This window comes from Lysinibacillus sp. JK80, from assembly GCF_027557635.1.
Lineage (GTDB): Bacteria > Bacillota > Bacilli > Bacillales_A > Planococcaceae > Lysinibacillus > Lysinibacillus capsici.
This window is the reverse complement of the sequence record NZ_CP058997.1, coordinates 804,126-829,389: the sequence shown is the minus strand read 5'-3', so window position 1 is coordinate 829,389 and position 25,264 is coordinate 804,126. Positions and strand designations below refer to the sequence as shown.

The following is a 25,264-nucleotide window of genomic DNA, read 5'->3' as shown; positions in this document are numbered from 1 at the left end:
AATAGATTGATTGAAGGAGAATGAATGATGAAGCTTTGGGGCGGTCGCTTTAGAAAAGAAGAAAACAAATTAATGGAAGATTTCAATAGTTCATTAAAGGTGGATCAAAGACTTTACAAAGAAGATATTAAAGGCAGTATTGCCCATGTCCATATGCTAGTACAATGCAATTTATTGACTGAGAGGGAAGGACAAGATATTGAGAATGCTCTTCTTTCCATTTTAGAGGATATTGATAATGGCACATTACAAATTGAAGGAAATTATGAAGATATTCATAGTTTCGTAGAGTCGAATTTGACTCAACGGATCGGTGACACAGGGAAAAAACTTCATACAGCGAGAAGTCGTAATGACCAAGTAGCAACAGATATTAGACTTTATGCGAAAAACAAGGCGTTTGAGGTGATTGCCTCAATTGAAGCGTTACAACAGAGCTTAGAACAAAAAGCAAAAGACAATAACGTTATGATGCCAGGATACACACATCTTCAACGTGCGCAGGTTGTAACGTTTCAACATCATTTGATGGCTTATTATCATATGTTAAACCGCGATAAAAAAAGAATTGTGAAAGCGATAGAAATTATGAACGAAAGCCCGCTTGGATGTGGAGCATTAGCAGGAACTACTCATGCGATTAACCGTGAGATGACAGCTTATGAGCTAGGCTTCTCTAAGCCTGTAGATAATTTCTTAGATGGAGTAAGTGATCGCGACTATTTATTAGAGTTAATGTCAGATTTTTCAATCATTATGATGCATTTAAGTAGATTAAGTGAAGAGCTCATTTTGTGGAGTAGTCAAGAGTTTAGATTTATTACGATTGATGATGCCTATTCTACTGGCAGCAGTATTATGCCACAGAAGAAAAACCCTGATGCCGCTGAGCTGATACGAGGCAAAACAGGACGAGTATATGGTTCACTGACTTCACTCTTAACAACAATGAAGGGCTTACCACTTGCTTACAATAAAGATATGCAAGAAGATAAGGAGCCATTTTTCGATGCATTGGACACCGTATTATCTTGTCTACAAATTATGTCAAAAATGATCGCTACGATGAAGGTGAACAGTGAAAACATGAAAAAAGCAGTCAAAGGAGGTTTTCTGAATGCAACAGAGGTCGCTGATTATTTAGTGAGCAAAGGCGTTGCGTTCAGAGATGCACACAGCATCGTGGGTTCTATCGTTATTTATTGTGAAGATCATGACAAAGCCATTGAAGATTTAACAATGGATGAATTGAAAGAATTAAGTTCGTTCATCGATGACGATATCTATGACTATATTGACTATCAAAATATTTTAAATAAGGGGATTAAAGTAGGTTTATTATTATAATGAAGCAGGGAAAACGACTTTGTTGAAATGCATGACGGGCTTCTAGGGTGGAAAAAAGGCAATGCATTCATTGAGGATGTGCCACTTGAGCAATGGAAACAATCGGTTATGTCCCACAAGCTCATAAAAGGTAGCAGAAATTGAAGACAAACACATTGTTCAATTATAAAAATGTGTTTGTCTTTTTATCTATTTTTCTATTTTTAAATTAAAATTCAAAAAATCTACAGTCTGAGGTTGAGAAATTATTTGTTCACACCATATCTTCTACATTTAAATATTTTGTTTCACAGTAATAGCCTTTGCCGCCAACATAAACTTTTTCTATTTCATTCTTGCTATTGGTTGCTAATTTCACTAATATTTCGGAAGGAGAGTGTAAAGAATAACCTTGTTCAAATACATAGACTTCTTTTTGCAAGTGGTGCTGTTCATAAAGGTAGCAAGCTAATGCACCGTTAGAAGTTCCAGTTGCTGCTTCTTCATTAATATCGTATAGTGGAGCAAAATTTCTACATATTATTCGATTGTCATTAAACGTATACAGATGCGTCCCGACAACATGATAATACTCGCTGATTTCTTTTATTTTTTCAAAATTAGGTTGCAGTGCATGTAATTGTGTTTCGCTTGTTATCGGAATTAAAATATCTTTTAAGCCCGTGGAAACAATTTGAATTGGGTATTTATTATCTATATCTTTAATGTCAAAACAGTCGATAAACTCGTTTGGAGATATAACATCATAGAATATCGGTTTGTTTTGTTCCATGAAAATGATGTCATCTTTTATCGTAATAGTAAGAACACCGCTGTTTGTTTCAATCGTATAGCGATCCTTGAAAAGTTTATTTAAATGCATCAGTATCGTGAAAGCACCAATTGTGGCATGTCCACATAAATCTACTTCTTCCTTAGGTGTAAAATACTCAAATTTATAATCAGCCATTTCAGATGCTGATATAAATGCGGTTTCCGCATAGCCCAATTCTTTGGCTATTGCCATTTTTTGAGTAGTGGTCAATGTATCCTCATTAAATACCACTCCTGCTTTATTCCCACCTTGATGATCCTTGCTAAATGCACTTGCAACATAAACGGATATTTTCATAAAACATCTTCCTTCCTCATTTATAGTGAATTGTAGCATAAAAAGAACTACGTAAAAATGTTGTTGGGTAAATTTGCTAAAAAGCAAGAGACAAACTATTTTAGCATCTGACATCTTCAAAAATAGAATGTCTACTGTTTGAAACACGGTTTAAAGACGCCTTACTTCATCTACTAGGAAGAACGCGAATAGTAGCTGATTCCGTCTTTGTTTTAACCTTTAACGTCAGACCCATGATAATGATGATGATAAATAATAAAGTGAAAAGGGCAACGTCAAATGTATTCGTCATATCTTTGATGACACCAACAAGCATAGGAATGATACCACTAATGATATAGCCACCGAATTGAATCATCGCTGTCCATTCACTTGCCTCTTTTGGTGTAGTCGTAGCATCTAAAGGTAAAATCATTGCTAACGGGAATAAACCACCAGCACCGATCCCTGTCAACGTCGCACAGAAAATTGGCGAGATGCCGCCCATAATTAACATCAAAATGCCAATAAAGGAGCTTGAAGCGCAAAGTAGCATCCAAGGCTTTCTCTTGAAACTATTATTTATTAAGATGGGGATGATAAAGCTACAAATCATTTGCATGACAGAAAAAATAGTGACCGTTGTTGCGGCGTAGGCGTCACTATATCCCATATCCTGTACTTTTGGAGCGAGCCATGTCGCGAGGGAATAATAAACGCCAGATTGTAAACCGAACATGACCATAAGGAGCCAAACATATCGGTTTCCCCAAGGTAGTCGACTTTTTTGACCTGTAGATTTCTCTAATGACTCTTGAGAATGCTTGGATTTTTTGATAATTGGAATCCAAACAATAATACCCATAAAAGCAAATACCGACCATATTGCTAAAGCTGCGTTCCATGATTGATGAAAAGCATGCATAGCAGGCACAACTAACCCAGCACTTAATGACGCTCCAATTCCCATACCCGCAGAATATACACCGATCATCGTAGAAGAATATTTAGGAAATTCCTTTTTGATATAGCCTGAAATCAGTGGACCTGTAATAGCAATACCTATCCCACTAAGAATAGCTGTTACTAATAAAAATAAAGGAAAAGTTGCCACTAACCGTAAAGCTGTTGATACACCAATTAATAAAACGGATAGCCCAATCGTCCATTCGATACCCCATCGTTCACTTAGCTTGCCAGCCAATGGTGCAAAAATCCCCATACAAAATACGGGAAGTGCTGTTAATAAACTTACAACAACACTTGTCATCTGCAAATCCATTTGAATATTTTTCAATACCGGCGAGATAGATGTGATCGAAGCTCGTAAATTCATAGATAGTATAAACAAAGAAAAAACGCTCCAAATAATCGGAAAGTTTTTTGATTTCGCCATTACTGAAAACACCTCTTTTAGTTATTATTTGATATACTATAGTTAACTTTTAAATTAAAAAATAAACTATAATTAATCGACTTGTATACTATAATATACTATTTATACAAAGTCAATGGGTGGGGTGCGCAGAATGCAGGAGGAAAATATCGACTTATCTGGACAAGTTGGAGGAAATTTACGGGAAATTCGAAAAAGCAAAAGGATGAGTTTAGAGGAGCTGGCGAATGTCAGCAATGTTAGTAAATTGACGTTAGGGAAAATTGAACGAGGGGAAACGAATCCGACTGTCAATATTCTTTGGAAAATTTGTAGAGGGCTTAATATTCCGCTTGTCGCTTTACTATCTTTTGAAGAAAATATAGAGGTTCATCGTTTTGGCTCAGACTACCAATTCGCAGGTCATAATAACGACTGGTTTGTCGATCCATTATTCAAAACAAATGGGACTGAGTGGTTTAGAGGTCGTCTTGAACCGAATAGTGAATACAGCGAGTGTCACCTAGCAGGTTCCGAGGAAATTGTGCTTGTATTAAATGGGCAATTGGAGCTAAAGGTCGGAGAGAAAACCCATCAGCTAAACCAATGGGATGTCATTAAATTCAAGGGTGAAGAACTTCACACGTATATCAATCACTCGGATGAAAAAGTACATTTAATGCTGTCATTAACATATACAACCCCATGATTGTTCAACAATAATCAAGCAGAAGCTGATCCTATTTTGGGGAGCAAAAAAATAATTCTGATTATCGATTTCATCATTGTTTATTATTTTCATGAATATCAATAAAAGCTTGTAAAGGATGTGCTACACGCCAATCATTTAAACGAGGAAATCGATAAAATTGGCGTTATAAAAATAAACATTGATAAAGGCAATCCTATATTTATCCCATTCAACCAATCTCAACAATGATTACTTGATATCACAATGAATGAAAGTGTGGACTCTTACTTTGATGGTGAAAATTTCAAAGAATTGTTGTTTATCCTCATTGTCTTTTGACTATATATCATGCGTTTCCATACAAAAATCGTCCTTACTAAGTTAAGTAAGGACGATTTTTTTCTATTTAGATATAACCCCAAATCATACATAATAATGTTCCGAAAATGGTCACGAGCGCAATGATTAAGCCATAATAAATATTGGTATAGATGGCTGGTTTATCATTTGTTTCACCAGCATGCATAAAGACAACTAACTGCAAGCCTGCCTGAATAAATGCTGTGACTAATAAAATAGTCATGGTAATCGGAAAAGATAGATTGAAAAAATATACACATGCCGCAATGATCGTAAGGATTATGGACACACCAAACCCCATGACTTGTTTCATCGGGAATAAATCACTCATGTTACACCATTCCTTTCAAGTAAATGAAGCTGAAAATAAAAATCCAGACCACATCTAAAAAGTGCCAGTATAAAGAGAAGATAAACGATTTATTGGCTGTTTCAGGTGTTAAACCACGTTGGATGAGCTGATAGACGATGAACATTCCCCAAAATACCCCAAAGGTAACGTGTGCACCATGTGTTCCTAATGTTGTTAAAAGGGCAGCCGTAAAGGCACTCGTCTGTAAGCTCGCACCAACATGAATATAGTGCATAAACTCGTAAACTTCAAAACCAATAAATACGACACCGAGTACTAATGTCAAAACATAAAACCATATCATTGCTTTCGTATAGCCCTTACGCATAGCATGTATACCTAAGCCAATGGTAAAGCTACTTGTTAAAAGAATAAACGTTTCAAATAAAACAGGTGTAATTTCAAAAATCTCCGCTCCTGTTGGACCATTCCCAGTACGGTCTACTAAAACAAAATAACCTGCGAATAATGTGCCGAAAAGCATAATTTCAGCACCAATAAACACCCAGAAGCCTAATATATTCAATTGATTTTGCTGAGTACTATATTCTAAAGGAAGTGATTGATCGATTTTCATAATTGACTACCTCGCAATTTCGATTCCGTTGTTTTCACTTTTTCGACAGGTACATAGTGTCCTGGATCTTTTTCCAATGAACGGTGAGCCATGCAGATAAAAATACCAATGGTTGTGAGAATTGTTGGTATCCACATACCAAAAACAAAGGAGAAGCCCCATGTAAAGAAAATACAGCCTAATATGAAAGGTACACCGCTATTATTCGGCATATGAATCTTTTCATATGGCTCTGGGAACAGTTCATGCTGATGATATTTTGCATCCCATAACGCTTCTGTTGAAATCACGTGTGGAACCTTGGCAAAATTATAATAAGGCACAGGGCTTGGTGTAGCCCACTCTAATGTGCGAGCGTCCCATGGATCCGACCCAACATTCCTTGGTGAATAACGAATACTGTAAATAACATTGCAAACAATTAAGATAAAACCAATTGTTAAGCCAATTGCACCGATAAACGAAATCATATTCCACAGCCCAAAACCAGTAGAGGCAGAATAAGTGTACATACGGCGTGCTTGTCCATCTAAGCCAGAGACAAACATTGGCATAAAGGCTAGCAGCGTACTGACGGCAATAATCCAAGCCGTCCACTTGCCGATTTTTTCATTCAACATAAAGCCAAACATTTTTGGCCAATAGTAATGTAAGCCAGCTAGCATAGCAAAGACAACACCAGGAATAATCACCATATGGAAGTGGGCAACCAAGAACATTGTGTTATGGTATTGATAGTCAGCGGCTGACATGCCAAGCATTACACCCGTTACGCCACCTATTGTAAAGGTAGGAATAAATAACATGGAGTAAAGCATTGGCGTTGTAAAAACAATTTTTCCTTTCCAAAGGGTGAATAACCAGTTAAAAATTTTAACCCCAGTTGGGACGGCAATAGCCATCGTTGTAATCGAGAAAATACTATTTGTTAAAGCACCTTGTCCCATCGTAAAGAAATGATGTGTCCATACTAAAAACGAAAGGAAGGAAATGATTACCATGGAGCCGACCATTGATTTATAGCCATAGAGATTGCGTCCTGAAAAAGTAGAAATAATCTCACTGTAGATCCCAAACGCAGGTAAAATCAGGATATAAACCTCAGGATGCCCCCAGACCCAGAAAAAGTTTGCCCACAGCATATCCATACCACCATCGGATGTTGTGAAAAAATTAGTAGCAAATAGTCGGTCAAAAGTTCCCATCGTTAAAGCTACCGTTAAAACTGGAAAAGCAAAAACGATAATCACGTTTGCTACTAATGAAGACCACGTAAACATCGGCATTTTCATAAGTGTCATGCCTGGTGCTCTCATTTTAAGTATCGTCACAATCATATTAATACCAGTAATTAATGTGCCAAGACCTGAAATCTGTAAGGCAAATAAATAATAGTTTGTTCCTACAGATTGACTAAATTCATTATTTGCTAGAGGGAAATAATTCGTCCAGCCAGCATCAGGGGAGCCACCTATAACAAAGGATATATTTAGTAGCATGGCCCCCATGAAAAATAGCCAAAAGCTTAATGCATTCAATCGCGGGAAAGCAACGTCTCTTGCACCGATTTGTAAGGGCACAATATAATTCATAAAGGCCATAATAAAAGGCATGGCCATAAAAATAATCATGACTGTTCCATGTGTTGTGAAGATTTCATTATAATGCTGCGCATCAAGTAATGTATTGTCAGGTACAGCCATTTGGGCGCGCATCATAATCGCATCTGCTCCACCACGGAAAAGCATCAGAAGTGCAGAAATTAGATACATAATACCAATGCGTTTATGATCAACGGTTGTTAACCATTCACGCCAAAGGTAGCCCCATTTTTTAAAGTAGGTTAAGCCAACTATAATTGCTATCACCGTCAGTCCAATCGCAACCATCGATGCATAGATAGCTGGGCTTGGATGGGGTATAGCAAATCGTTCGAAGTACTCCATATGACTATGTCTCCTTTTAATTAATGATCGTTTTGTTGAGAAGCATGATCTTTAATGTGTGATGTGCCATGCTGATGTCCACCATTCTCACCCTCAGGGGCTGGCAGGAATGTTAAATGTGTACCAGTGTAGGTTGATTGGCCAACGTGTCCTGGTTCTAGCAACGTATTAAATTTTTCTTCTGTTAATGGTTCAGCTGTTGCTTTTACTTCCTTCACCCAATCATCAAACTCATCCTGAGTCACTGCTGTTACGTTAAACGTATTTTCAGCGAACCCTTTACCATTAAAGTTTGCATTTCTCCCCATATACTCCCCAGGTAGATCCGCAGCCAGATGCAATGTATTCACCATATCGGCCATTGCATATTTTTGACCACCCAGTTGAGGAATCCAGAAACTTGTAATTGGTCCGTAAGAATAAAGTTTAAATTCGATAGGACGCTCTGCAGGAATATACAAATAATTTACCGTTTCAATATCTTCCTCTGGATAGCTAAAATGCCATTTCCAGTTCGATGTTGAAGCATAAATGATTAACGGCTCTTCCTGTTTGTATTTCTCTGGTGTAGATTCCACCTTATAGTTACTTTCAACAGAAATAAAGGATAGGTACGCTACAATTAAAACGGGTATACCTACACAAATGATTTCCACCTTTGTACTCCCTTTAATGTGGGGAGGCTTATAGTCAGGGCTTTGCTTAGATGCACGAAATTTCACTAACATATAAGCTAACAACACAAAAACAATGAGTACGATAAAGGACATAATCCCTATCGAAAGCATAATATCTTTGGCTTGCACTTGAGCTTGAGGTCCTTTTGGATCTAATACTAACAATGGGTCACAGCCTGTTAGCATAGTGACAATAGTGGAAAGACCAATTAATCTGAGCCAACTTTTTTTCATAAACAAACCCCTTTAACTGTTTCATTGAAGTGCTATAGGCTACTACGGGTTTGTATGGAATTCGATTCACAATTGATTTTTATAATAGGGGGACTTCTTTTGAAAGACAAGGCGTTTTCCAAGATAACACAGAATGTTCTCAAACAAGAAAAATAATTTCAGTATAATTTTATAGAGGGAAATGCGCATCAAATAAGGGCTTTTATCAATTAGAATGGATTGAAATTGAAAGTGGATGGTGAAAGTAATAAGGAAATGGATGGTTAGTTTCAAATATTGTTATAGTATGATTGTCTTTTTAGCCTAAATACTAGAGCTAAGAAAGGATAAGGCATAACTGAGGTGAGTAAACATGGATTGGAAACCTGATCGAACAGTAAAAAAAGCGATTTATAAGCAGCTCGCAGAATACATTGAAAAGGGGATTGCAGATGGGACATTCCCGCCCGATAAACCCTTACCATCTGAGCGCTATTTAGCAAACGCTTTGAGTGTAAACAGAAGTACGGTAGTTAATGCATACGATGAATTGGAAGCAATGGGGCTGATTGAACGAAATCGTGGAAGTGGTACAACCATTAGCAAAGACATCTGGGGCATTACGAGGAAACGAATTCCTAGCTGGAATCGCTATATTGAGGCAGGTTCCTTTTTACCGAACCTTCCTGTTACCCAAAAAATTAGAAAAGAGGCTATTGAACATAAATTAATTAATCTAGCTACTGGCGAATTATCAGAGGATCTTTTTCCCAAAAGCGCCTTGAGAGAAATTACCGCAACGCGTTCATTTATCGGTAGCCTTGGGTATGACCATCCTTTAGGGAGTGACATATTACGGACAACACTTTCACGGCATATTAAAAAAAGCAGAGGAATTGAGACAAAGCCTTCCTCCATACTAATTACTTCAGGAGCACAGCAAGCCCTACATTTGATTGTCCAATGCCTGTTAAAGCCTGGAGATGCAGTCGCCATAGAAGATCCTTCTTACAACTTTAATCTGCCTATATTTAAAACAGCAGGCTTACAAATCCATTATCTTCCTGTCAATAAGGATGGCATTAACCCGGATGATTTGCAAGTATTATATAAAAAACATCGAATTAAAATGATTTTTCTAAATCCTGATTTTCATAATCCTACGGGATCTTCCTTAGATTTGAAGAAAAGAGAAGCTATTCTAGACATATCCTCTAAACTAGGTATACCAGTAGTAGAAGATGACCCCTATAGCCTAACAGCTTTTTCGGGGGATAAAATGCCTACGCTTAAATCGCTCGATAAGAACGGGAATGTTTTATATATTAGCTCTTTGTCCAAAATTGTAGCCTCAGGCTTACGAATCGGATGGATTGTTGGTCCTACATCTGTAATCGAACGACTATCCGATGCCAAGCAACAAATTGACTTTGGGCATTCTAGTTTCACGCAATGGATTGCCAATGATTTTTTAGAATCCCCTAATTTTAATTTGCATATTAAGCATTTAGTGAAGGAATTAGAAACACGACGAGATACCATTGTACAGAGCCTCGATATGTATTTAAAGGACGAAGTGACGTTTTCCATTCCTCAAGGTGGGATACATTTATGGTGTCATGTTCTCAAGGAATATAACGAAACGCAATTACTTGAGGAATCCATTAAGCGAGGCGTCATTTATGTTCCTGGATCTACGATGGGCTCCAAAAAGGGTTTTGTACGCTTCACTTATGCGAGGGAGGATGTTCATTCAATCAATGAGGGGATTAAAAGGTTTGCACAAGCTCTAAATAGCTTCTAGTAATTTTGTAAATTATAGCCAAGTGGATGGCTGAGAAATTGCTTAAGTGGATGGTTTAAATTCGCTAGAAAGTATTTAAGATAGAGTCATGGATAACAACTATCCATCAAGGCTAACTACTATCATGGCAGTGTGGATGGATTCACAATTATTCACACAAGTAATGAAATTTTTTATGATCTGGAAGGTGATAGGACAAACCTGTTAGTAGCAAGAGAAAGATATCAGTGAAGAGGTAGTTCACTTGATTCGCTATAAAAATAGGCAAACACTTTAATCAAGAGATTTAAAAAATTCACAACAAGTATCGTTGGTTTTCTCAGTTTTACCTGTTCAAACAGTCTCAATCGTTAGCTTTAGGCTGCTGATGAGAAAACATCAAGGCAGTCACACCTTATTATATTTTAATTCCCACAAAGGTATAGTGGGGAAATAGGCACCCCTTCTATACGGACACTTAAATCTTAGTTAAAAAAACACCATCCAGCCACTTAGTCTCGATATTCAATCGATGCTAGGTGGCTGCTTTTTTTCATTAAAAGTAGTTGAGTAGTGCAAGAAGACAATTTGGTGAGCTATCATTAGTGTTTTGCATAATCGCCGCTACACTTACAAGAAGTCGCCACTACATTATGAATTAACACTAGGGAAGGATTATTTAAAAAATAACGCCAACAAAAAAAGTCGCATTCCTGTAGTTCAGGGATCGACTTTTTGGGAAAAAATTTATGAGAAATACATTGAAATATGTATAGTCTTGTGATAAATTTATAGAGATAGACACTGTATAATTATTATATCGCGCATTATCCCTATTTTAATTATACAATACAATCTATTGTGTCGTCAACAATTTTAATTTTAATTTTTTTGAGGGGTGGTTGCGATGAAATCAGCAGGGGCAAAACAGCAGATTGGGGGAACAAACACACGAAGAAGCTCCATTGTTTGAGACAATCAAATGGCTTCCTAAACATGTGAATGAAATTGAAAAAGATAAAGAAAGTAGGACTGATACTATATGTCAGAGAAAACCATTTCAGTTGAGACAAAAGCGCCTTATGGCATGATTGCCATTTTATTTATCGGGGCCTTTGTTGCTATTTTAAATGAGACCTTACTCAACATTGCACTACCAGCCATTATGGACGAATTCGATGTGAAAGCCACTGCAGTACAATGGCTTTCAACAGGCTATATGCTAATTAACGGTATTTTAATTCCTGCCAGTGCATTTTTCATTCAACGATTTACAGATAAAAAATTATTTATTACAGCGATGGCTCTGTTTACATTAGGTACATTTCTAGCTAGTATTGCACCTGCATTTGGTGTGTTATTAGCAGCACGTATGATCCAAGCTGCAGGCTCAGCAATCATGATGCCTTTATTAATGAATGTGATGCTAACTGCATTTCCAGTTGAAAAGCGAGGAGCTGCAATGGGGATGTTCGGTCTTGTCATGATTACAGCTCCAGCGATCGGGCCGACGCTTTCTGGTTGGATAATCGAGCATTATAGCTGGAGAATGTTATTTGATCTTGTGCTACCAATTGCCATTTTAACTTTAATTTTTGCAGCCTTTAAATTAAAGGATGTGACACCACAACGTGCCATTAAGCTCGATGTGATTTCTCTTATTCTATCAAGCATTGGATTTGGCGGCTTGCTTTATGGCTTTAGTTCCGCAGGTGAAAAAGGATGGGATCATATCCTTGTATATGGAACAATTATTATTGGGACAATTGCTTTAATTACGTTTACCCTTCGTCAGCTACGAATGGATGAGCCCATGCTTGAGTTTCGGATTTTCAAATATCCAATGTTTGCCTTATCCTCAGCCATCTCCATCGTTATTTCGGTGGCGATGTTCTCGGCTATGATTTTAATGCCTATTTACGTACAAACCATTCGTGGTATTTCCCCAATGGATTCAGGTCTACTCATGCTGCCTGGTGCCATAGTGATGGGAATTATGTCTCCGATTACAGGGAAGCTCTTTGATAAATACGGGGCAAGAAGCTTAGCTGTATTTGGCTTGATCATTACCATTGTTACGACATATTACTTCAGTAAAATTAGCATGGATACAGCTTATTCTACATTGGTGCTGCTGTATACATTACGTATGTTTGGGATGTCTATGGTAATGATGCCCGTGATGACAAATGGTTTAAATCAGCTACCAGCACACAATAATCCACACGGTACAGCTATGAACAACACATTACAACAGGTTTCTGGTGCGATTGGTTCTGCGGTGCTGATTACGATTATGAACAATAAAACAACTGCCAAGGCAGAGGAATTGGCTACAGGTGCGATGAACAATATGAGTGCCAATGCAGCACAGGCTACGACACAGTCTGCCAGCGAAGTAAAACAGCAAATCTTAAACGAAGCCATGCTGCATGGCATTAATTATACGTTCTTCCTTTCCACATTGATTGCGGCCATCGCACTCATACTTGCCTTCTTTATAAAGCGAGTTAAGCCTAACTATGATAATCACACAGGTGGGGAAGTTGCTGGAAAACAGGTAGAGGAATAATAGTAGACGGGTGTTGCTTCAGTTTAGCAACGCCCGTTTTTTCTTAAGACATTTTATATAAAGGTGAGGAAACCTAGTAAGACTAAAAAAAGGTATTTCATCCATAGATGAAATACCTTTTCTAGTAGTTATTGAGCTAATCGTTGGATAAAGGCTTCTAATTGGACCAATGTGACATTGTCGTTCACACCGAATGTGCCGTCACCTTTACCTACGGTTACTTTATTCGAAGCTAGGATTCCTACATAATGATTTGCCCAATGTGAGCCTGGAACATCAATAAATTGTTCAGCTGTTCCTTGCTGTGTTAAATGAAATGCTTCCACTAAGACTTTAGATAGTTGTCCACGTGTCATTGGAGAACCAGGATTGAACTTTCCATTATCATCACCCGTAAAAACGCCAATTTTTTTAAGTGCCTCTGCAGCACCTGCATATTTAGACGATGGCTTAATATCTGGGAAACTTGAATTCGTATTACTCGTATCTAAATGTAATTTATTAGCTAATCGAAGAGCTACCTCTCCACGCGATGCATATATGCTAAAGTCAATTTCCGCATCTTTTACTTCTCCATAATCTGAGAAGTTGGCAATACGTTTTGCCCCTACATAACGTGAACCCCAATAGTATGGGTCATTCACTGTATCTACCTTAACCCCAGAACTTGTAGTAGCTGAGATAAAATTATTGTCACCTATGTATATACCAACGTGTGAAACACCGCTTCCAGATGTATTAAAAAATACGAGATCACCCGTTTTTAAATTGTCTTTTGCGATCGAAGTACCTTGTTGGTATTGAGCTTTAGATGTACGCTCTAATGAAATGCCTAGCTTAGAAAAAACTAACTGTGTATATGCTGAGCAATCCACACCTGTCTTAATATCCGTTCCTCCATATTTATAAGGAGCTCCTATATATGCTTTGGCTGTATTTGTTATATCTGCTATTGTTGCCGCTTTCGCATCATGAATACCCATACCTGTAAAGAACATAAACGATGCGAAAATGGGTAGTAACCATTTTTTCTTCAAATCAATCTTACTCCTCTCAAAAAGCTTTCGCCTTTGAACTAAAGTAAGAATAGCATGAAATAGGGCAGAGTTATTTTTCAATAATATTACCAATTACCCCTAATCACCAAAATTGAAACCTTAATTTTAATTGTGTAAAACTTTTGCAATAATAATGGGCAATTTTACTAAAAATATATGAAATTAATGGATTTATAGGGACATAAGGGTTAATTTAAACGTTTTATCCAATCGAAAAATCGTTATTGTAATAGTGGCTTTCCAACATAACGGTTATTTAAACATTATTATTTATGTGTGATACTCACGTTATGACAATAAGGAGAGTGGTAGAAAATTCTGCTTTTATGTAGTTCCCGTAACTGCAAAGTCGTATTTTGTTAGATAGAAAAAGTTAGCCTTAATTTATGTTTTTGAGCAATGGATACGTTAAACTATAATAAAATAAGTAGGTTCAACATGAAGAAATACAGCTGAGAGCTAATGAAATAATAAGGAAACATAAATCGAATGAATACTAAAGGAGAAGGAGGCACTCCATTGCAGCAAATTTTTAATGAATTAATAAAACAGGACATCAAGCCATTTCTAATCAAGCTAGGCTTTAAAAAGAAAGGATTGAATTTCTATCGAACAACCGAAAACCTTATCTATCTGATCAATTTCCAAAAATCTTCTGGTAATACAGCCGACACTATGATGTTTTATGTGAACTGTGGGATATATGCAGCAGAGATAGCACAGCTACAATCAAGAGAAATGGTGACAGCACCCAAAGAAGCAGAATGTCACTTCCGAGCAAGGATTAACTCCATTGTCGAAAATGCACCTGATCGATTTTCCATCACAGCCACTACAAATTTGGACGAACTAACAAAAATATTGCTGCTGGGGTTAGAGGAGGTTCATAATTTCTATGAAACGATGACTTCTGCAAGATCCATTGTTGATTATTATATAGCAGGGCCATTTTTGCACTTGGGCGAAGAAAGTTTTCATTTGTTATTACAAGCCAATGATGTAACAACAGCAAAGCTCTATTATAATGCATTGCAGAAGAAGCATGGAACCGAGCAGAGGTGGTCCATTTTTCAAAATAAATACCAAGCCATTTTCAATCAATACGGTGTGGAATTTGGGGAAAATTAGTCATCAAAACCAGAGCTCATTCTTGAACGAGAATCTGGTTTTATATTTTAGGAGTTGTTCAGTATATTATCTAGTATTCTTCCAGTTATCGGCATAAAAAAATGGAGGATATAGCCACCTAAGCAAACTGTTAATAATGTACCGACACCGATAGGGCCATTAAAAATGATAGCTAACATTAAAAATAAAATATAAATAAGGGTTCTTGAGAAGAAAACCGTTTTTCTTGTTAATTCTTTGATGATCAAAGTAAGTCGATCTACAGGAATTGGTGCAAAATTTGTTTGTAAATAAGTTGCCGTTCCTAAACCAACCACAACTAATCCAATGGTAAAACAGACAGCTTGGCTAAACCAAAGATCTGGGGATACTATATCATGTAATAAAAATAACCACATATCAATCCCTATGCCAGTGATCAATGCAGTAACCAAACCTAAAATTTCAGGTCTTTGTCTAGCTAATAGGGAATTACTACCTATTAATAGGAGAGCTAAGATGATTTCCCAACTACCTACAGTTAGCCCCACATTTTTAGATAATCCTACTAGAAGCGCATCGAAAGGTGATGTGCCGAGTTTAGATTGAATCGTGAGCGAAATACCTAGCGTTAAAATTAAAATGCCCACTACATAAAAGACATATTTCAACTAAAAGACCTCCCCCTACTATTTTTTATTGCAAATACAACAAAATTGCGTTAAATTGACTATATACTCTTTTTATTGCATTTGCAATATAAATCCAGAAAGAGTTTACAACAAAGGAGTGGAATCAATGTCTGTTAAATTAGAGAAGTGTGAGCACGCAGATTTAAAACAGCTTCAAGCAATAAGTATTGAAACATTTAATGATACATTTAAAGACCAGAACTCCCCTGAAAATATGAAGGCTTATTTAGAGCGTGCCTTTCATAAGCAACAGCTAGAGAAGGAATTGGCCAATTTGGATTCAGCATTCTATTTTATCTATTATGAGGAAGAAATAGCTGGTTATTTAAAAGTAAATGTCAACGAAGCACAATCCGAACTAATGGGGGATGAGTCATTAGAGGTGGAGAGAATTTATGTTCGACATCAATATCAAGGAAAAGGGCTTGGCAAATACCTTATGAATAAAGCAATAGAGGAGGCTGTGGCTCAAAACAAAAAAAGCATTTGGCTAGGGGTTTGGGAGAAAAATGACAGTGCCATAGGTTTTTATCAGAAAATAGGCTTTGTCCAAACAGGCGCCCATTCATTTTATATGGGTGATGAAGAACAAATTGATCTTATCATGACGAAAACACTTGCCTAAATTTTATGGCAGAAACGTTGATTCACAACATTTCTGCCTGCTATTTTAATGGCTTCTATTTTTCTTCATCGCCTCAACCAACGCATCAGCATGTGGATTTTCCTCTTTATAAAGTTCCTTTATTATATTGGCGTAATCACTAGCATTTCGATTTTGACTTAATTTATAGGCTGCCTGCACTTCTTCCACCTTTATTTTAAACCCTTTTATTCCTTTCATTTCTTGCTGCAAAAGCTCAGGAGATAGTTTATCCCACAACACAGGATTTTCACGGAATGACTCATATTTTTCAAGTAAGCTAGTCAAATCTTGTTCTAAAGCTATTCCTTCAATCAGACTTGCCTTTCCATATACATGGACAGCTTGATAATTCCAGGTTGGCACATTTTCATGCTCATACCAAGAGGAAGAGATATAGGTATGTGGACCATTAAATATCACGAGAATGTCTTGTACTTCCTCAAAGGTCTTCCATAAAGGGTTACCATAGGCTAAGTGACCTGTCAGATAATAGTCATCCTCGATTTTTTTCAGTAACACGGGTATATGGGCTGCAATAGGCTTACCTTTTCGAATTGAAACGATTGTTGCAAAGGAATTATGTTGAATAAATTCTTTGATTTCTTCTAAATCCGATACTTTGTAATACTTAGGAACATACATGGAAACCTCTCCTTATACATAAAATCATCGTGAGTTTTTCGAATAAACAAATAATTATGTAGGCACGTCTTTACATTTTCTACTCAACGATGTAGATTTTATTATAATCAATCACTGGCACCTCATAAAAGTGCCAACAACGCTATTTCTAAAGGAGCCAAGAATCATGCTCGAAATGACACCAAACCTGAATAATGAGGAACCACTTTACCTTCAATTATATAACTATATAAAAGCAGAAATTCAAAATGGAAAGATAAGGGCTCAAAGCAAATTGCCGTCTCAGCGTAGTCTAGCTAAACATTTACAGATTAGTCGCAACACTGTAGATGCAGCCTATCAGCAGCTCCTTGCAGAGGGCTATGTGATAAGTAAAGAGCGAGATGGACTATATGTAGTTGATCTTGAAAAAGGTTATTTTCAAGGAGGCCCTCATCATTTTGAACCACAATTAGCGACTCAGCAGAAACAAGAACGACCAGCAATTAAGTACGATTTTAATTATGGAGATATTAATTTAAAAGATTTTCCCTTTAAAATATGGCGTAAATTATCAATGCAGAGCCTTGATGAAGAACAGGCTCAACTCCTTTTATATGGAGATCCACAGGGAGAGCTGGAATTAAGAAATTATATGGCAAGCTATCTTTATGAATCAAGAGGGGTGCAATGCAGTGCAGAGCAAATCGTTATAGGAGCAGGCTTGCAGTTTCTTCTTGGTATCGTATGTAACCTAATTGGACGGAATGAGCTTTTTGCTATAGAAGATCCAGGTTATTATCGCGTTCGTTACTTGTTTAAAGATAATGGTATAAAGGTGAAACCAATCCCACTTGACGAGCATGGTATTCATATCGATCCGTTAAGAAACAATAACATCAAGGCTGTGTATGTCACACCCTCCCATCAATTTCCCCTTGGAACAGTTATGCCTATCTCAAGAAGATTAGCATTACTAGAGTGGGCTAAGGAAGAAGATGCTTATATCATCGAGGATGATTATGATGGGGAATTTCGATATGCTGGAAAACCGATTCCTGCACTACAGGGATTAGATTCAAGTGATTGCGTCATCTATATGGGCACCTTTTCAAAATCTTTGATTCCAGCCATTAAGCTAAGCTATATGATATTACCTAGAAAATTAATGGATTTATTTCATCAAAACAATTACTATGTTCAAACTGTGTCTAGACTCCATCAGCATACATTACAGCTATTTATAGAGAGTGGGCATTGGGAGAGACATTTGAATAAAACACGAAATAGTTATAAGCGAAGATATGAGGCATTACTAAAGTCCATTCAACAAACGTTCGGGGAAAATGGGAAAATTTATGGAGCCAGCAGTGGCTTACATATTTTACTTGAACCAAATAATAAGATGACTGAAGAGGAATTGATTGATACAGCAAAAATGGCTGGTGTTAAGGTCTACCCAACATCTATTTTTTATGCAAATCCCTTGGTTGTTCAGCCTGCAAAGGTATTACTTGGATTTGCTAATCTAGCGGAAGATGAGATTGACACAGGCATTAGGCTATTAAACAATGCTTGGTTTAACAGTTCTACTATGACGTGAATCTCTTTCAAAGTTCTATTTCCACATTTCTTGTATATACATAATAGAGATAAGTGGGAGGGGATTTTTATGCAATTTTATTATGGCCATCAAATGCCATTACGTGTATTAGATGAAGCTGAATTTTGGAAACATCAAGAAGAGGAGCATACAGTAGTAATAAGAGAGCTTGTGAAAGATTTGGAGCAGCAATATGTCGATGCGTTAAAGGAATGGGAAAAAGCTTTCGCTCAAACACATCAGCAAGTTGTAAGATATATAGAAACCGTCAATCGTTCCCAGGGACAAGTTTCTCCAGCTCTGTTTCAGGATATTTTACAGCTTACTTCCTTCTGTTTGCAACAGAGTGATCAATTTATCCAGTTTTGCCGAACGCTTATGCAAGAAAGTCAACCGATAAACGCAAATCCTACAGCTAAAGTTGTATTAAATCATATCATTGTAGAATCCGAATATTTTATCGGAATTGCCCAAACCATTTTATATCAACAGAAATACTAGGTCTAGCGTCTGGAAAATGGAGTTTGGAGAAAAAACACTTGCCACACTCCATTTTTTGAACGTTTTCACCATCACAATATTAACTATTCGGAATTTTCTCTTTATATTTAAAGGAAAGGAGACTTAAAGAATAATTTTTAAGTGTATCTGTGTGAACAAAGTCATTTAGAATACTCTCAATTGAATGACAATGTTGATTGATTAAATTAATTTCTTCTATATAATTTGAATCAATCAATACTTCTTTTAATGTTTTAAACACTACTTTCTGCTCGTTAAATAAATAAACCAGTTCAAACCTAGTGTTCAATATTAAAGTGGTAATCTCAGGGAAAATAATTCGATCCTTTAGTACTTCAAGAATGGAATTCACGGATTTTACTCCATCAATAGTTTGTAAAGATGAAAAAACACCATTTAATAACTCTTCAAAATCAACCTTCATCAAAATCCTCCATCAATCAAAATCCTTTCTGATCATAACATTTTTTAGAAAAATTTTAATGATTAATATTTTCCTTCAATAATGTGGAAAGTCTATTTAGACAATAGTAATTTATTGAAAACAATTCACTTCACATGTTTCCAGAGGCGAATAAAAATTTTTAATCCGCTTACAATCATTTTTTTAAAATAACAACAAGCAAAACATCAAGAAAGGTATTATTATTGTTTGTTTAGATTTTGTTCAAACACAGTATGCTACTATCTCAAAAGGGGTTGATTGTAAAAACAATGAGCAATATGATGTAAAGATACATCATAAATGATCGATCTTTGGGGGCACGAAAATGAAAAAAAATATCATAATTATTGTAAGTATAATCATGCTTTTTGTGATTGTTTTTTTTATTGGTAATTGGCATTATTTCTCCACTAATCAGCCAAAAATTATACATAAAGGTGTAGGAAAATTAGAGGAAGAGCAATTATTAAAGCTTGTAAAGCTAGAAGGAGAATGGGCCTTTTATCCAAATGTATTAATTTCTTTGGGGGAAAATTTTGATAGCTATCAACATAAAAAACAGAATTTAAATGTACCCTTTAATTGGCAAGCATATGTAGAGCCAAATGAAGAGGGGCTTTCGGTGGGAACCTATCACGTCAACATAGAGGTACCATCAGATGGAGTTTACGGCCTATATATTCGAACGATTCGTCAAGCTAGTCGTGTATTCATTAATGGCGTTGAGGTGGGGGCTAAAGGAAATCCAAGTACTGTTTTAAGCGCGTATGCATCTGAAAATGATGATAAATATACCGTTTTTTCTCCTAGTGTCAATAAAAAACTAGACATTGTCATCCATGTTGCAAATTACAATTATCCTCAGGCTGGAATTGTTTATCCTATTGAATTTGGTACGATGAAGGCTATTCAAAAGCATTATCACTGGAAAGTGTTTTTAGATATAGTAGTGAGTATAGGTCATATTATAGTTGGTGCGATCTATGTCTTTACATTTTTACAGAATCGCAAGCGTAAGGAAGAGTTATTCTTTGGTCTATTTACTATTTCATTAGGATTTTATATGTCGTTTATCAATCAAAAGGTGTTTTTCCTTTTATTCACTGATCTATCGACGGTCAATCAATTACGTCTGCAATTAGGAATCATTCCACTCGCACTGCTTGCTTTAACATTTTTTATAAATGCGATGTATCCACAATTACTAGAAAGAAAAATTTTATACACGCTTGCCATATTACTTGGTATCGTGTTTGTTATGTACGGTATCTATAATCCCTTTACAAAAAATGAAAGGGCCTCCTCAGAATTTGAAATGATTATGAGAAAAATAATCTATATCAGTGTCACGGCTCCAGTTATTTTCTATAATATATGGTTGCTTATAAAGGTCATGCTAAAACGTTTAGAGGCTGTGCGTTATGTGCTAATAGTTATTACAGCGATTAGTTGTTATTCTATTTTACTCATTTGTAACTTTTTATTTGGGATGCCTTTTGACTATACAGAATTTATGTTATTTTTACTAATATTATTTGGCTTTGCCTCATTATTAAATTATCGTGCCAATAAAGCTGTTTTAAAAATAGCAGCATTGTCAGAAGAATTGCTTGAACATAATCAAATGAAGAATGAATTTCTTCTGAAAACTTCGCATGAACTCCGTGCCCCCCTAAACGGAATATTAAATATATCCAGATCCTTAATGGAAGGTGCTCAAGGACCATTAAAACGATCTCAACAGGAGCAAGTTATTCTAATTCACAGCGTTACACAGCGCATAGGTCATTTAGTAGAAGATTTATTGTTTTCTTCTAATCAAATGACAGGGGAAGTAAGGATTAGTCTACGCAGTGTATCTCTATCTGTTATACATGAGGTAGTAGCCGAAATTCGTAGTCTTATGCCCAAAAATAGTCAAGTAAGGGTAACAGCAGAGATAAACTTAGATTTGCCAAAGATCTACACGGATGAATTACGCTTTAAACAAATTTTATATAACTTGCTGCATAATGCAATTAAATTCACACAAAATGGAACAATCATAGTCACTGCGCATGTTGAACAGGAGCAGATGGTCATCCAAGTAAGTGATACAGGCTGTGGAATTCCGACACAAGAATTAGATCGTATTTTTAACGCCTTTTATCAAGGAAACAATCATCATAATAAAGAAGGGCTAGGTTTGGGACTAAGTATCACTAAAAATATTGTTGAAAAATTAAATGGTAACATTTATGTGACAAGCACTGTAGGGGAAGGGACAACATTTACATTTACAATGCCCCTCTCAACACTAGAAAACGTAAGTAATGAACAAGCTACCATTACATCACATACAGATACAGAAATACAGCTTCGACTGCCCCTTATTTATAAAGGAAGTGATAAAAAAATACTGGTGGTAGATGACAACCATGTCAATATAAAAACTTTAACGGAAGCACTAAGTTTAAAGGGATATACAGTGATCGCCTTAGATAACGGCTTTGATGCGATCGATTATATTAAAACCAATCATGTAGATTGTATGTTAATCGACCTAATGATGAATGGGATGTCAGGTTATGAGTTATGTAAACGTGTACGTAAACAATATGATATGCTGGAACTACCAATAATTATCTTAACTACAGTTATGAAGCAATCTGACTTACTGCAAACGTTAAAAGTAGGGGCGAATGATTATCTACAAAAGCCGATTTCTACCGATGAACTTTTTATTCGTATTGAATCTTTATTGGCTGTTCGACAATCATCAATCGATGCAATCGAAGTAGAAATGAACTATTTATATTCACAGGTCACACCACATTTTGTATATAACACACTTAATACGATTATTGGTTTAAGTTATACAGATATGGAAAACACACGTGAAGCTCTTTATTGTTTAGCCACTTATTTCCGTGCAAAACTGAATGTTCATTATCGAAATAGCATTGTCCCCATTGATGAGGAGATGGAGCTTGTAAAAGCCTATTTATCAATTGAAAAAATGCGCTTTGGAGATCGTTTACGTATTAGATATGATATTGACGAATCGATACAATTAGGAATCCCTGCATTGTCCATTCAACCTTTAATTGAAAACGCAGTGTTCCATGGTATCTCTAAGAAAGTAGAGGGAGGGACCATAGAATTAAGCCTACAGAGAGAGGGACAATTTGTAAGAATTAAAATCTATGATAATGGTGTAGGAATTTCAGAAGAAAAATTGCACCAATTGCTAAATGAAGAAAGTACAAGAATTGGCTTTATGAATCCATTAAAGAAATTTAAATTAATAAAAAATGCTAGTTTACGAATTTACAGCGAAGAAGGAAAGGGAACAACAATTGTCATTTTATTACCAGAGGGTGGTGTCACATGAATATAATGATCGTTGATGATGAAAAATTGGCCATTGATGTTTTATCTATTATGGTTAAACAACTTGCCCAATTTCAGATTAACATTAAGGGAACATTTACAAATTCAACTGAGGCCCTCCAGTTTCTTGAAAAAGAAATAATTGATGTAGTGTTTTTAGATATTGAAATGATTGACACACACGGTATGCAACTTGCAAAGCAGCTCCTACACAAGCAACCATCCTTACAAATCATTTTTGTTACAGCTCATACACAATTTGCCGTGGAGGCTTTTGAAGTTGAGGCAACAGATTATTTATTAAAGCCAGTACAGGAAAAACGACTGATTAATGCGTTAACAAAAGCACAGAAAAAAATGGTCGTGACGGTGGCGCCGAGGGATGAGAAGAAAAACTCATTATATGCGCATACATTAGGCAGCTTTTATCTACTGGATGTTCAACATAATGTGATTAAGTGGCGAACAAGAAAAGTACGTGAACTATTTTTATATTTACTATTTCACCAAAAACGGCCTATGTTAAATGCAGTTCTTTTAGAGGAATTGTGGCCAGATTTGAACTTTGAAAAGGCAGCTAGTAATTTACATACAACTATTTATCATTTAAGAAAGATATTAAAGGACAATGGTATTCAAGATCCCATACTCTTGGTCAATAATCACTATAAATTAAATGCGGAAATTCAAACTGATTATGATGAGCTGAATCAACTATTGGAGCAGGATCAACATGATGAGAAATCCATTCAGCAGTTATTGAATTGCTATGAGGGTGATTTTTTAATAGATGAGGAGTATTTATGGGTTAATCAAATCAGGCTCCGCTTAAAGCAATCTGTATTACATGTGCTTGAACAGTATATTGCACGTACAGACGTTGCCCACACTTTATTAAAGTATAATTGCCTACAAAAGCTTTTAGAGCTAGACGAATACAATGAACAGTATATGTTTCAATTGTTAGAATTCTTAATTCAACAAAATAGGAAACAAGAATGTATAAAATTCTTTGAATCTATAGAGGCAAAATTAGCTGAAATTGATCTCGCTGTGCCAGAAAAATTTTATAGAAAATACAACGAGTTCTTACTCAACGTTTAGAAACGATTTCGGAAAAGTAATTTCTGTTTTAATAGTAGGTAATAATTTTATAAAAAGGAGATGCTTTCGGCATGCAAAAGTTTGAAATAATTGAGCTTCACCATATTGAGCAAGATTTGGAGAGGCTTACTGAATTATTGATTATGGTCGTAGATGAAGGAGCATCCGTAGGTTTTTTACCTCCACTCACACAAGAACAAGCGATAAAATATTGGCAATCTGTCTTAGCGTCAGATGTCTTACTGTTCATTGCGAAAATAAATAATGAAATTGCAGGTAGTATTCAATTGCATTTAACTAGCAAACCAAATGGCATTCATCGTGCTGAAATTTGCAAGTTAATGACACATCCCAACTTTAGACGCAACGGTATTGGACGAGCGCTGATGCAACAAGCAGAGGAACGAGCAAAACAAGAAAACCGTTCCTTGCTAGTTTTAGATACGAGAGAAGGGGATCCTTCCAATAAATTATATAAATCATTAGACTATCAAGAAGTAGGGAAAATTCCGCAATATACTATTTCACCAGATAGAGAATTAGAAGCAACCGTAATTTACTATAAATTAATTTAATCTAGGATATCGAATACTGAAAACGTGTAGAAAGGGAGCTAGTATATGAACGAAGCGCAATTATTTATGCAAATGAAAATGTGGCGTAATTGGACTGTTGAATTTCTACGTACGATCCCTGAGAATATTGCTGATCAGATACCCGCTGGACATCATAACAATATTCGTTGGAATGCTGGTCATCTATTAGTTGGTTGGGATCATACCGTTTTTCCAGCTGTCACACAAGAAAGGCATTTGCCCCTATCCTATCATGTAATGTTTCCTAGTGGCAGTAAACCAGATGACTGGACTGAGCAACCGCCAACAATGGATCAAATCATTATGCTCCTAGAGGAACAACCAATTCTTATTGAACAAGCTTGTGCAGGACATCTACATGAACCGCTTAAAGAACCTTTTTTAGGTATGAAAACATTAGGTGATATGGTTGTCTTTCATATGAACCATGAAAATTTTCACATGGGAATTATAAAAAGTATGATGCAAACGCTCTTAAAGAATGAAGCCTAACTGATGGAATCAGTTGGCTTCAT

At 36.2% G+C, this 25,264-nt stretch carries 22 protein-coding genes; 12 read left to right on the top strand and 10 right to left on the bottom strand.

Going from position 1 to position 25,264, the window contains the following annotated elements:
* Positions 1–24: 24 nt before the first annotated feature.
* Positions 25–1,347 carry an argininosuccinate lyase gene (gene argH, locus HXV90_RS04330; RefSeq protein ID WP_269898470.1) on the top strand — a complete coding sequence of 441 codons (1,323 nt, stop codon included), beginning with the start codon at positions 25–27 and terminating at the stop codon, positions 1,345–1,347.
* A gap of 253 nt (positions 1,348–1,600) precedes the next feature.
* Here argH and HXV90_RS04325 read toward each other — a convergent pair whose 3' ends face one another.
* Positions 1,601–2,458 carry a PhzF family phenazine biosynthesis protein gene (locus HXV90_RS04325; protein ID WP_257960980.1) on the bottom strand — a complete coding sequence of 286 codons (858 nt, stop codon included), beginning with the start codon at positions 2,456–2,458 and terminating at the stop codon, positions 1,601–1,603.
* Positions 2,459–2,624: 166 nt separating this feature from the next.
* Positions 2,625–3,833 carry an MFS transporter gene (locus HXV90_RS04320; protein ID WP_103118129.1) on the bottom strand — a complete coding sequence of 403 codons (1,209 nt, stop codon included), beginning with the start codon at positions 3,831–3,833 and terminating at the stop codon, positions 2,625–2,627.
* Positions 3,834–3,966: 133 nt separating this feature from the next.
* Between HXV90_RS04320 and HXV90_RS04315 the strand changes: the two genes are divergently transcribed.
* Complete coding sequence (locus HXV90_RS04315; protein WP_131520223.1) at positions 3,967–4,521, top strand: helix-turn-helix domain-containing protein; 555 nt, start codon at positions 3,967–3,969, stop codon at positions 4,519–4,521.
* Positions 4,522–4,909: 388 nt separating this feature from the next.
* Here the strand turns inward: HXV90_RS04315 and qoxD are convergent, their stop codons facing one another.
* The 4 genes from qoxD to qoxA are packed head-to-tail and all read right to left on the bottom strand — an operon-like array spanning position 4,910 to position 8,649.
* Positions 4,910–5,194 carry a cytochrome aa3 quinol oxidase subunit IV gene (gene qoxD, locus HXV90_RS04310; RefSeq protein WP_036079092.1) on the bottom strand — a complete coding sequence of 95 codons (285 nt, stop codon included), beginning with the start codon at positions 5,192–5,194 and terminating at the stop codon, positions 4,910–4,912.
* Position 5,195: 1 nt separating this feature from the next.
* On the bottom strand, positions 5,196–5,792 hold the full coding sequence (gene qoxC / locus HXV90_RS04305) for a cytochrome aa3 quinol oxidase subunit III (protein WP_048392792.1): 597 nt from the start codon (positions 5,790–5,792) through the stop codon (positions 5,196–5,198).
* Positions 5,789–7,738, bottom strand: coding sequence for a cytochrome aa3 quinol oxidase subunit I (gene qoxB, locus HXV90_RS04300; protein ID WP_269898469.1), 1,950 nt, complete (start codon positions 7,736–7,738; stop codon positions 5,789–5,791). The genes qoxC and qoxB overlap by 4 nt, the downstream gene beginning before the upstream one ends.
* 20 nt (positions 7,739–7,758) lie before the next feature.
* Complete coding sequence (gene qoxA, locus HXV90_RS04295) at positions 7,759–8,649, bottom strand: cytochrome aa3 quinol oxidase subunit II (RefSeq protein WP_054550145.1); 891 nt, start codon at positions 8,647–8,649, stop codon at positions 7,759–7,761.
* Between the two features lie 352 nt (positions 8,650–9,001).
* Between qoxA and pdxR (HXV90_RS04290) the strand changes: the two genes are divergently transcribed.
* Positions 9,002–10,432, top strand: coding sequence for a MocR-like pyridoxine biosynthesis transcription factor PdxR (gene pdxR, locus HXV90_RS04290; protein WP_054550146.1), 1,431 nt, complete (start codon positions 9,002–9,004; stop codon positions 10,430–10,432).
* A gap of 1,021 nt (positions 10,433–11,453) precedes the next feature.
* The gene (locus HXV90_RS04285; RefSeq protein WP_112118655.1) at positions 11,454–12,983 is read left to right on the top strand and encodes a DHA2 family efflux MFS transporter permease subunit; all 1,530 of its coding nucleotides are present in this window, start codon (positions 11,454–11,456) and stop codon (positions 12,981–12,983) included.
* 128 nt (positions 12,984–13,111) lie between these two features.
* Here the strand turns inward: HXV90_RS04285 and HXV90_RS04280 are convergent, their stop codons facing one another.
* Entirely contained in the window at positions 13,112–14,020 is a 909-nt protein-coding gene (locus HXV90_RS04280; protein ID WP_115673598.1) for a C40 family peptidase, read from the bottom strand.
* A gap of 540 nt (positions 14,021–14,560) precedes the next feature.
* Here HXV90_RS04280 and HXV90_RS04275 point away from each other — a divergent pair.
* Positions 14,561–15,169: a DUF4304 domain-containing protein gene (locus HXV90_RS04275; protein WP_112118654.1), complete on the top strand. Its 609-nt coding sequence runs from the start codon at positions 14,561–14,563 to the stop codon at positions 15,167–15,169.
* A 47-nt stretch (positions 15,170–15,216) separates the two neighbouring features.
* Here the strand turns inward: HXV90_RS04275 and HXV90_RS04270 are convergent, their stop codons facing one another.
* Positions 15,217–15,819 (bottom strand): YczE/YyaS/YitT family protein, encoded by a 603-nt coding sequence (locus tag HXV90_RS04270; protein ID WP_054550150.1) that lies wholly within the window; start codon positions 15,817–15,819, stop codon positions 15,217–15,219.
* A 127-nt stretch (positions 15,820–15,946) separates the two neighbouring features.
* Here HXV90_RS04270 and HXV90_RS04265 point away from each other — a divergent pair, with 127 nt between their 5' ends.
* Positions 15,947–16,465 (top strand): spermidine/spermine N(1)-acetyltransferase, encoded by a 519-nt coding sequence (locus tag HXV90_RS04265; protein ID WP_054550151.1) that lies wholly within the window; start codon positions 15,947–15,949, stop codon positions 16,463–16,465.
* Positions 16,466–16,510: 45 nt separating this feature from the next.
* On the opposite strand, the gene HXV90_RS04260 is transcribed toward HXV90_RS04265, so the two are convergent.
* Positions 16,511–17,128: an FMN-binding negative transcriptional regulator gene (locus HXV90_RS04260; RefSeq protein ID WP_269898468.1), complete on the bottom strand. Its 618-nt coding sequence runs from the start codon at positions 17,126–17,128 to the stop codon at positions 16,511–16,513.
* A gap of 166 nt (positions 17,129–17,294) precedes the next feature.
* Here HXV90_RS04260 and pdxR (HXV90_RS04255) point away from each other — a divergent pair, with 166 nt between their 5' ends.
* Complete coding sequence (gene pdxR / locus HXV90_RS04255) at positions 17,295–18,710, top strand: MocR-like pyridoxine biosynthesis transcription factor PdxR (protein ID WP_269898467.1); 1,416 nt, start codon at positions 17,295–17,297, stop codon at positions 18,708–18,710.
* Between the two features lie 69 nt (positions 18,711–18,779).
* Positions 18,780–19,211 carry a DUF2935 domain-containing protein gene (locus tag HXV90_RS04250; protein WP_269898466.1) on the top strand — a complete coding sequence of 144 codons (432 nt, stop codon included), beginning with the start codon at positions 18,780–18,782 and terminating at the stop codon, positions 19,209–19,211.
* A 79-nt stretch (positions 19,212–19,290) separates the two neighbouring features.
* Here the strand turns inward: HXV90_RS04250 and HXV90_RS04245 are convergent, their stop codons facing one another.
* On the bottom strand, positions 19,291–19,656 hold the full coding sequence (locus tag HXV90_RS04245; RefSeq protein ID WP_048392769.1) for a hypothetical protein: 366 nt from the start codon (positions 19,654–19,656) through the stop codon (positions 19,291–19,293).
* Positions 19,657–20,002: 346 nt separating this feature from the next.
* Between HXV90_RS04245 and HXV90_RS04240 the strand changes: the two genes are divergently transcribed.
* The 4 genes from HXV90_RS04240 (at position 20,003) to HXV90_RS04225 (ending at position 25,241) form a co-directional block, all read left to right on the top strand.
* Positions 20,003–23,050 (top strand): sensor histidine kinase, encoded by a 3,048-nt coding sequence (locus tag HXV90_RS04240; protein WP_269898465.1) that lies wholly within the window; start codon positions 20,003–20,005, stop codon positions 23,048–23,050.
* Complete coding sequence (locus HXV90_RS04235) at positions 23,047–24,153, top strand: response regulator (RefSeq protein ID WP_048392766.1); 1,107 nt, start codon at positions 23,047–23,049, stop codon at positions 24,151–24,153. The genes HXV90_RS04240 and HXV90_RS04235 overlap by 4 nt, the downstream gene beginning before the upstream one ends.
* A 71-nt stretch (positions 24,154–24,224) precedes the next feature.
* Complete coding sequence (locus tag HXV90_RS04230; RefSeq protein ID WP_269898464.1) at positions 24,225–24,728, top strand: GNAT family N-acetyltransferase; 504 nt, start codon at positions 24,225–24,227, stop codon at positions 24,726–24,728.
* Between the two features lie 45 nt (positions 24,729–24,773).
* Entirely contained in the window at positions 24,774–25,241 is a 468-nt protein-coding gene (locus tag HXV90_RS04225; protein WP_054550158.1) for a DinB family protein, read from the top strand.
* Positions 25,242–25,264 lie beyond the last annotated feature (23 nt).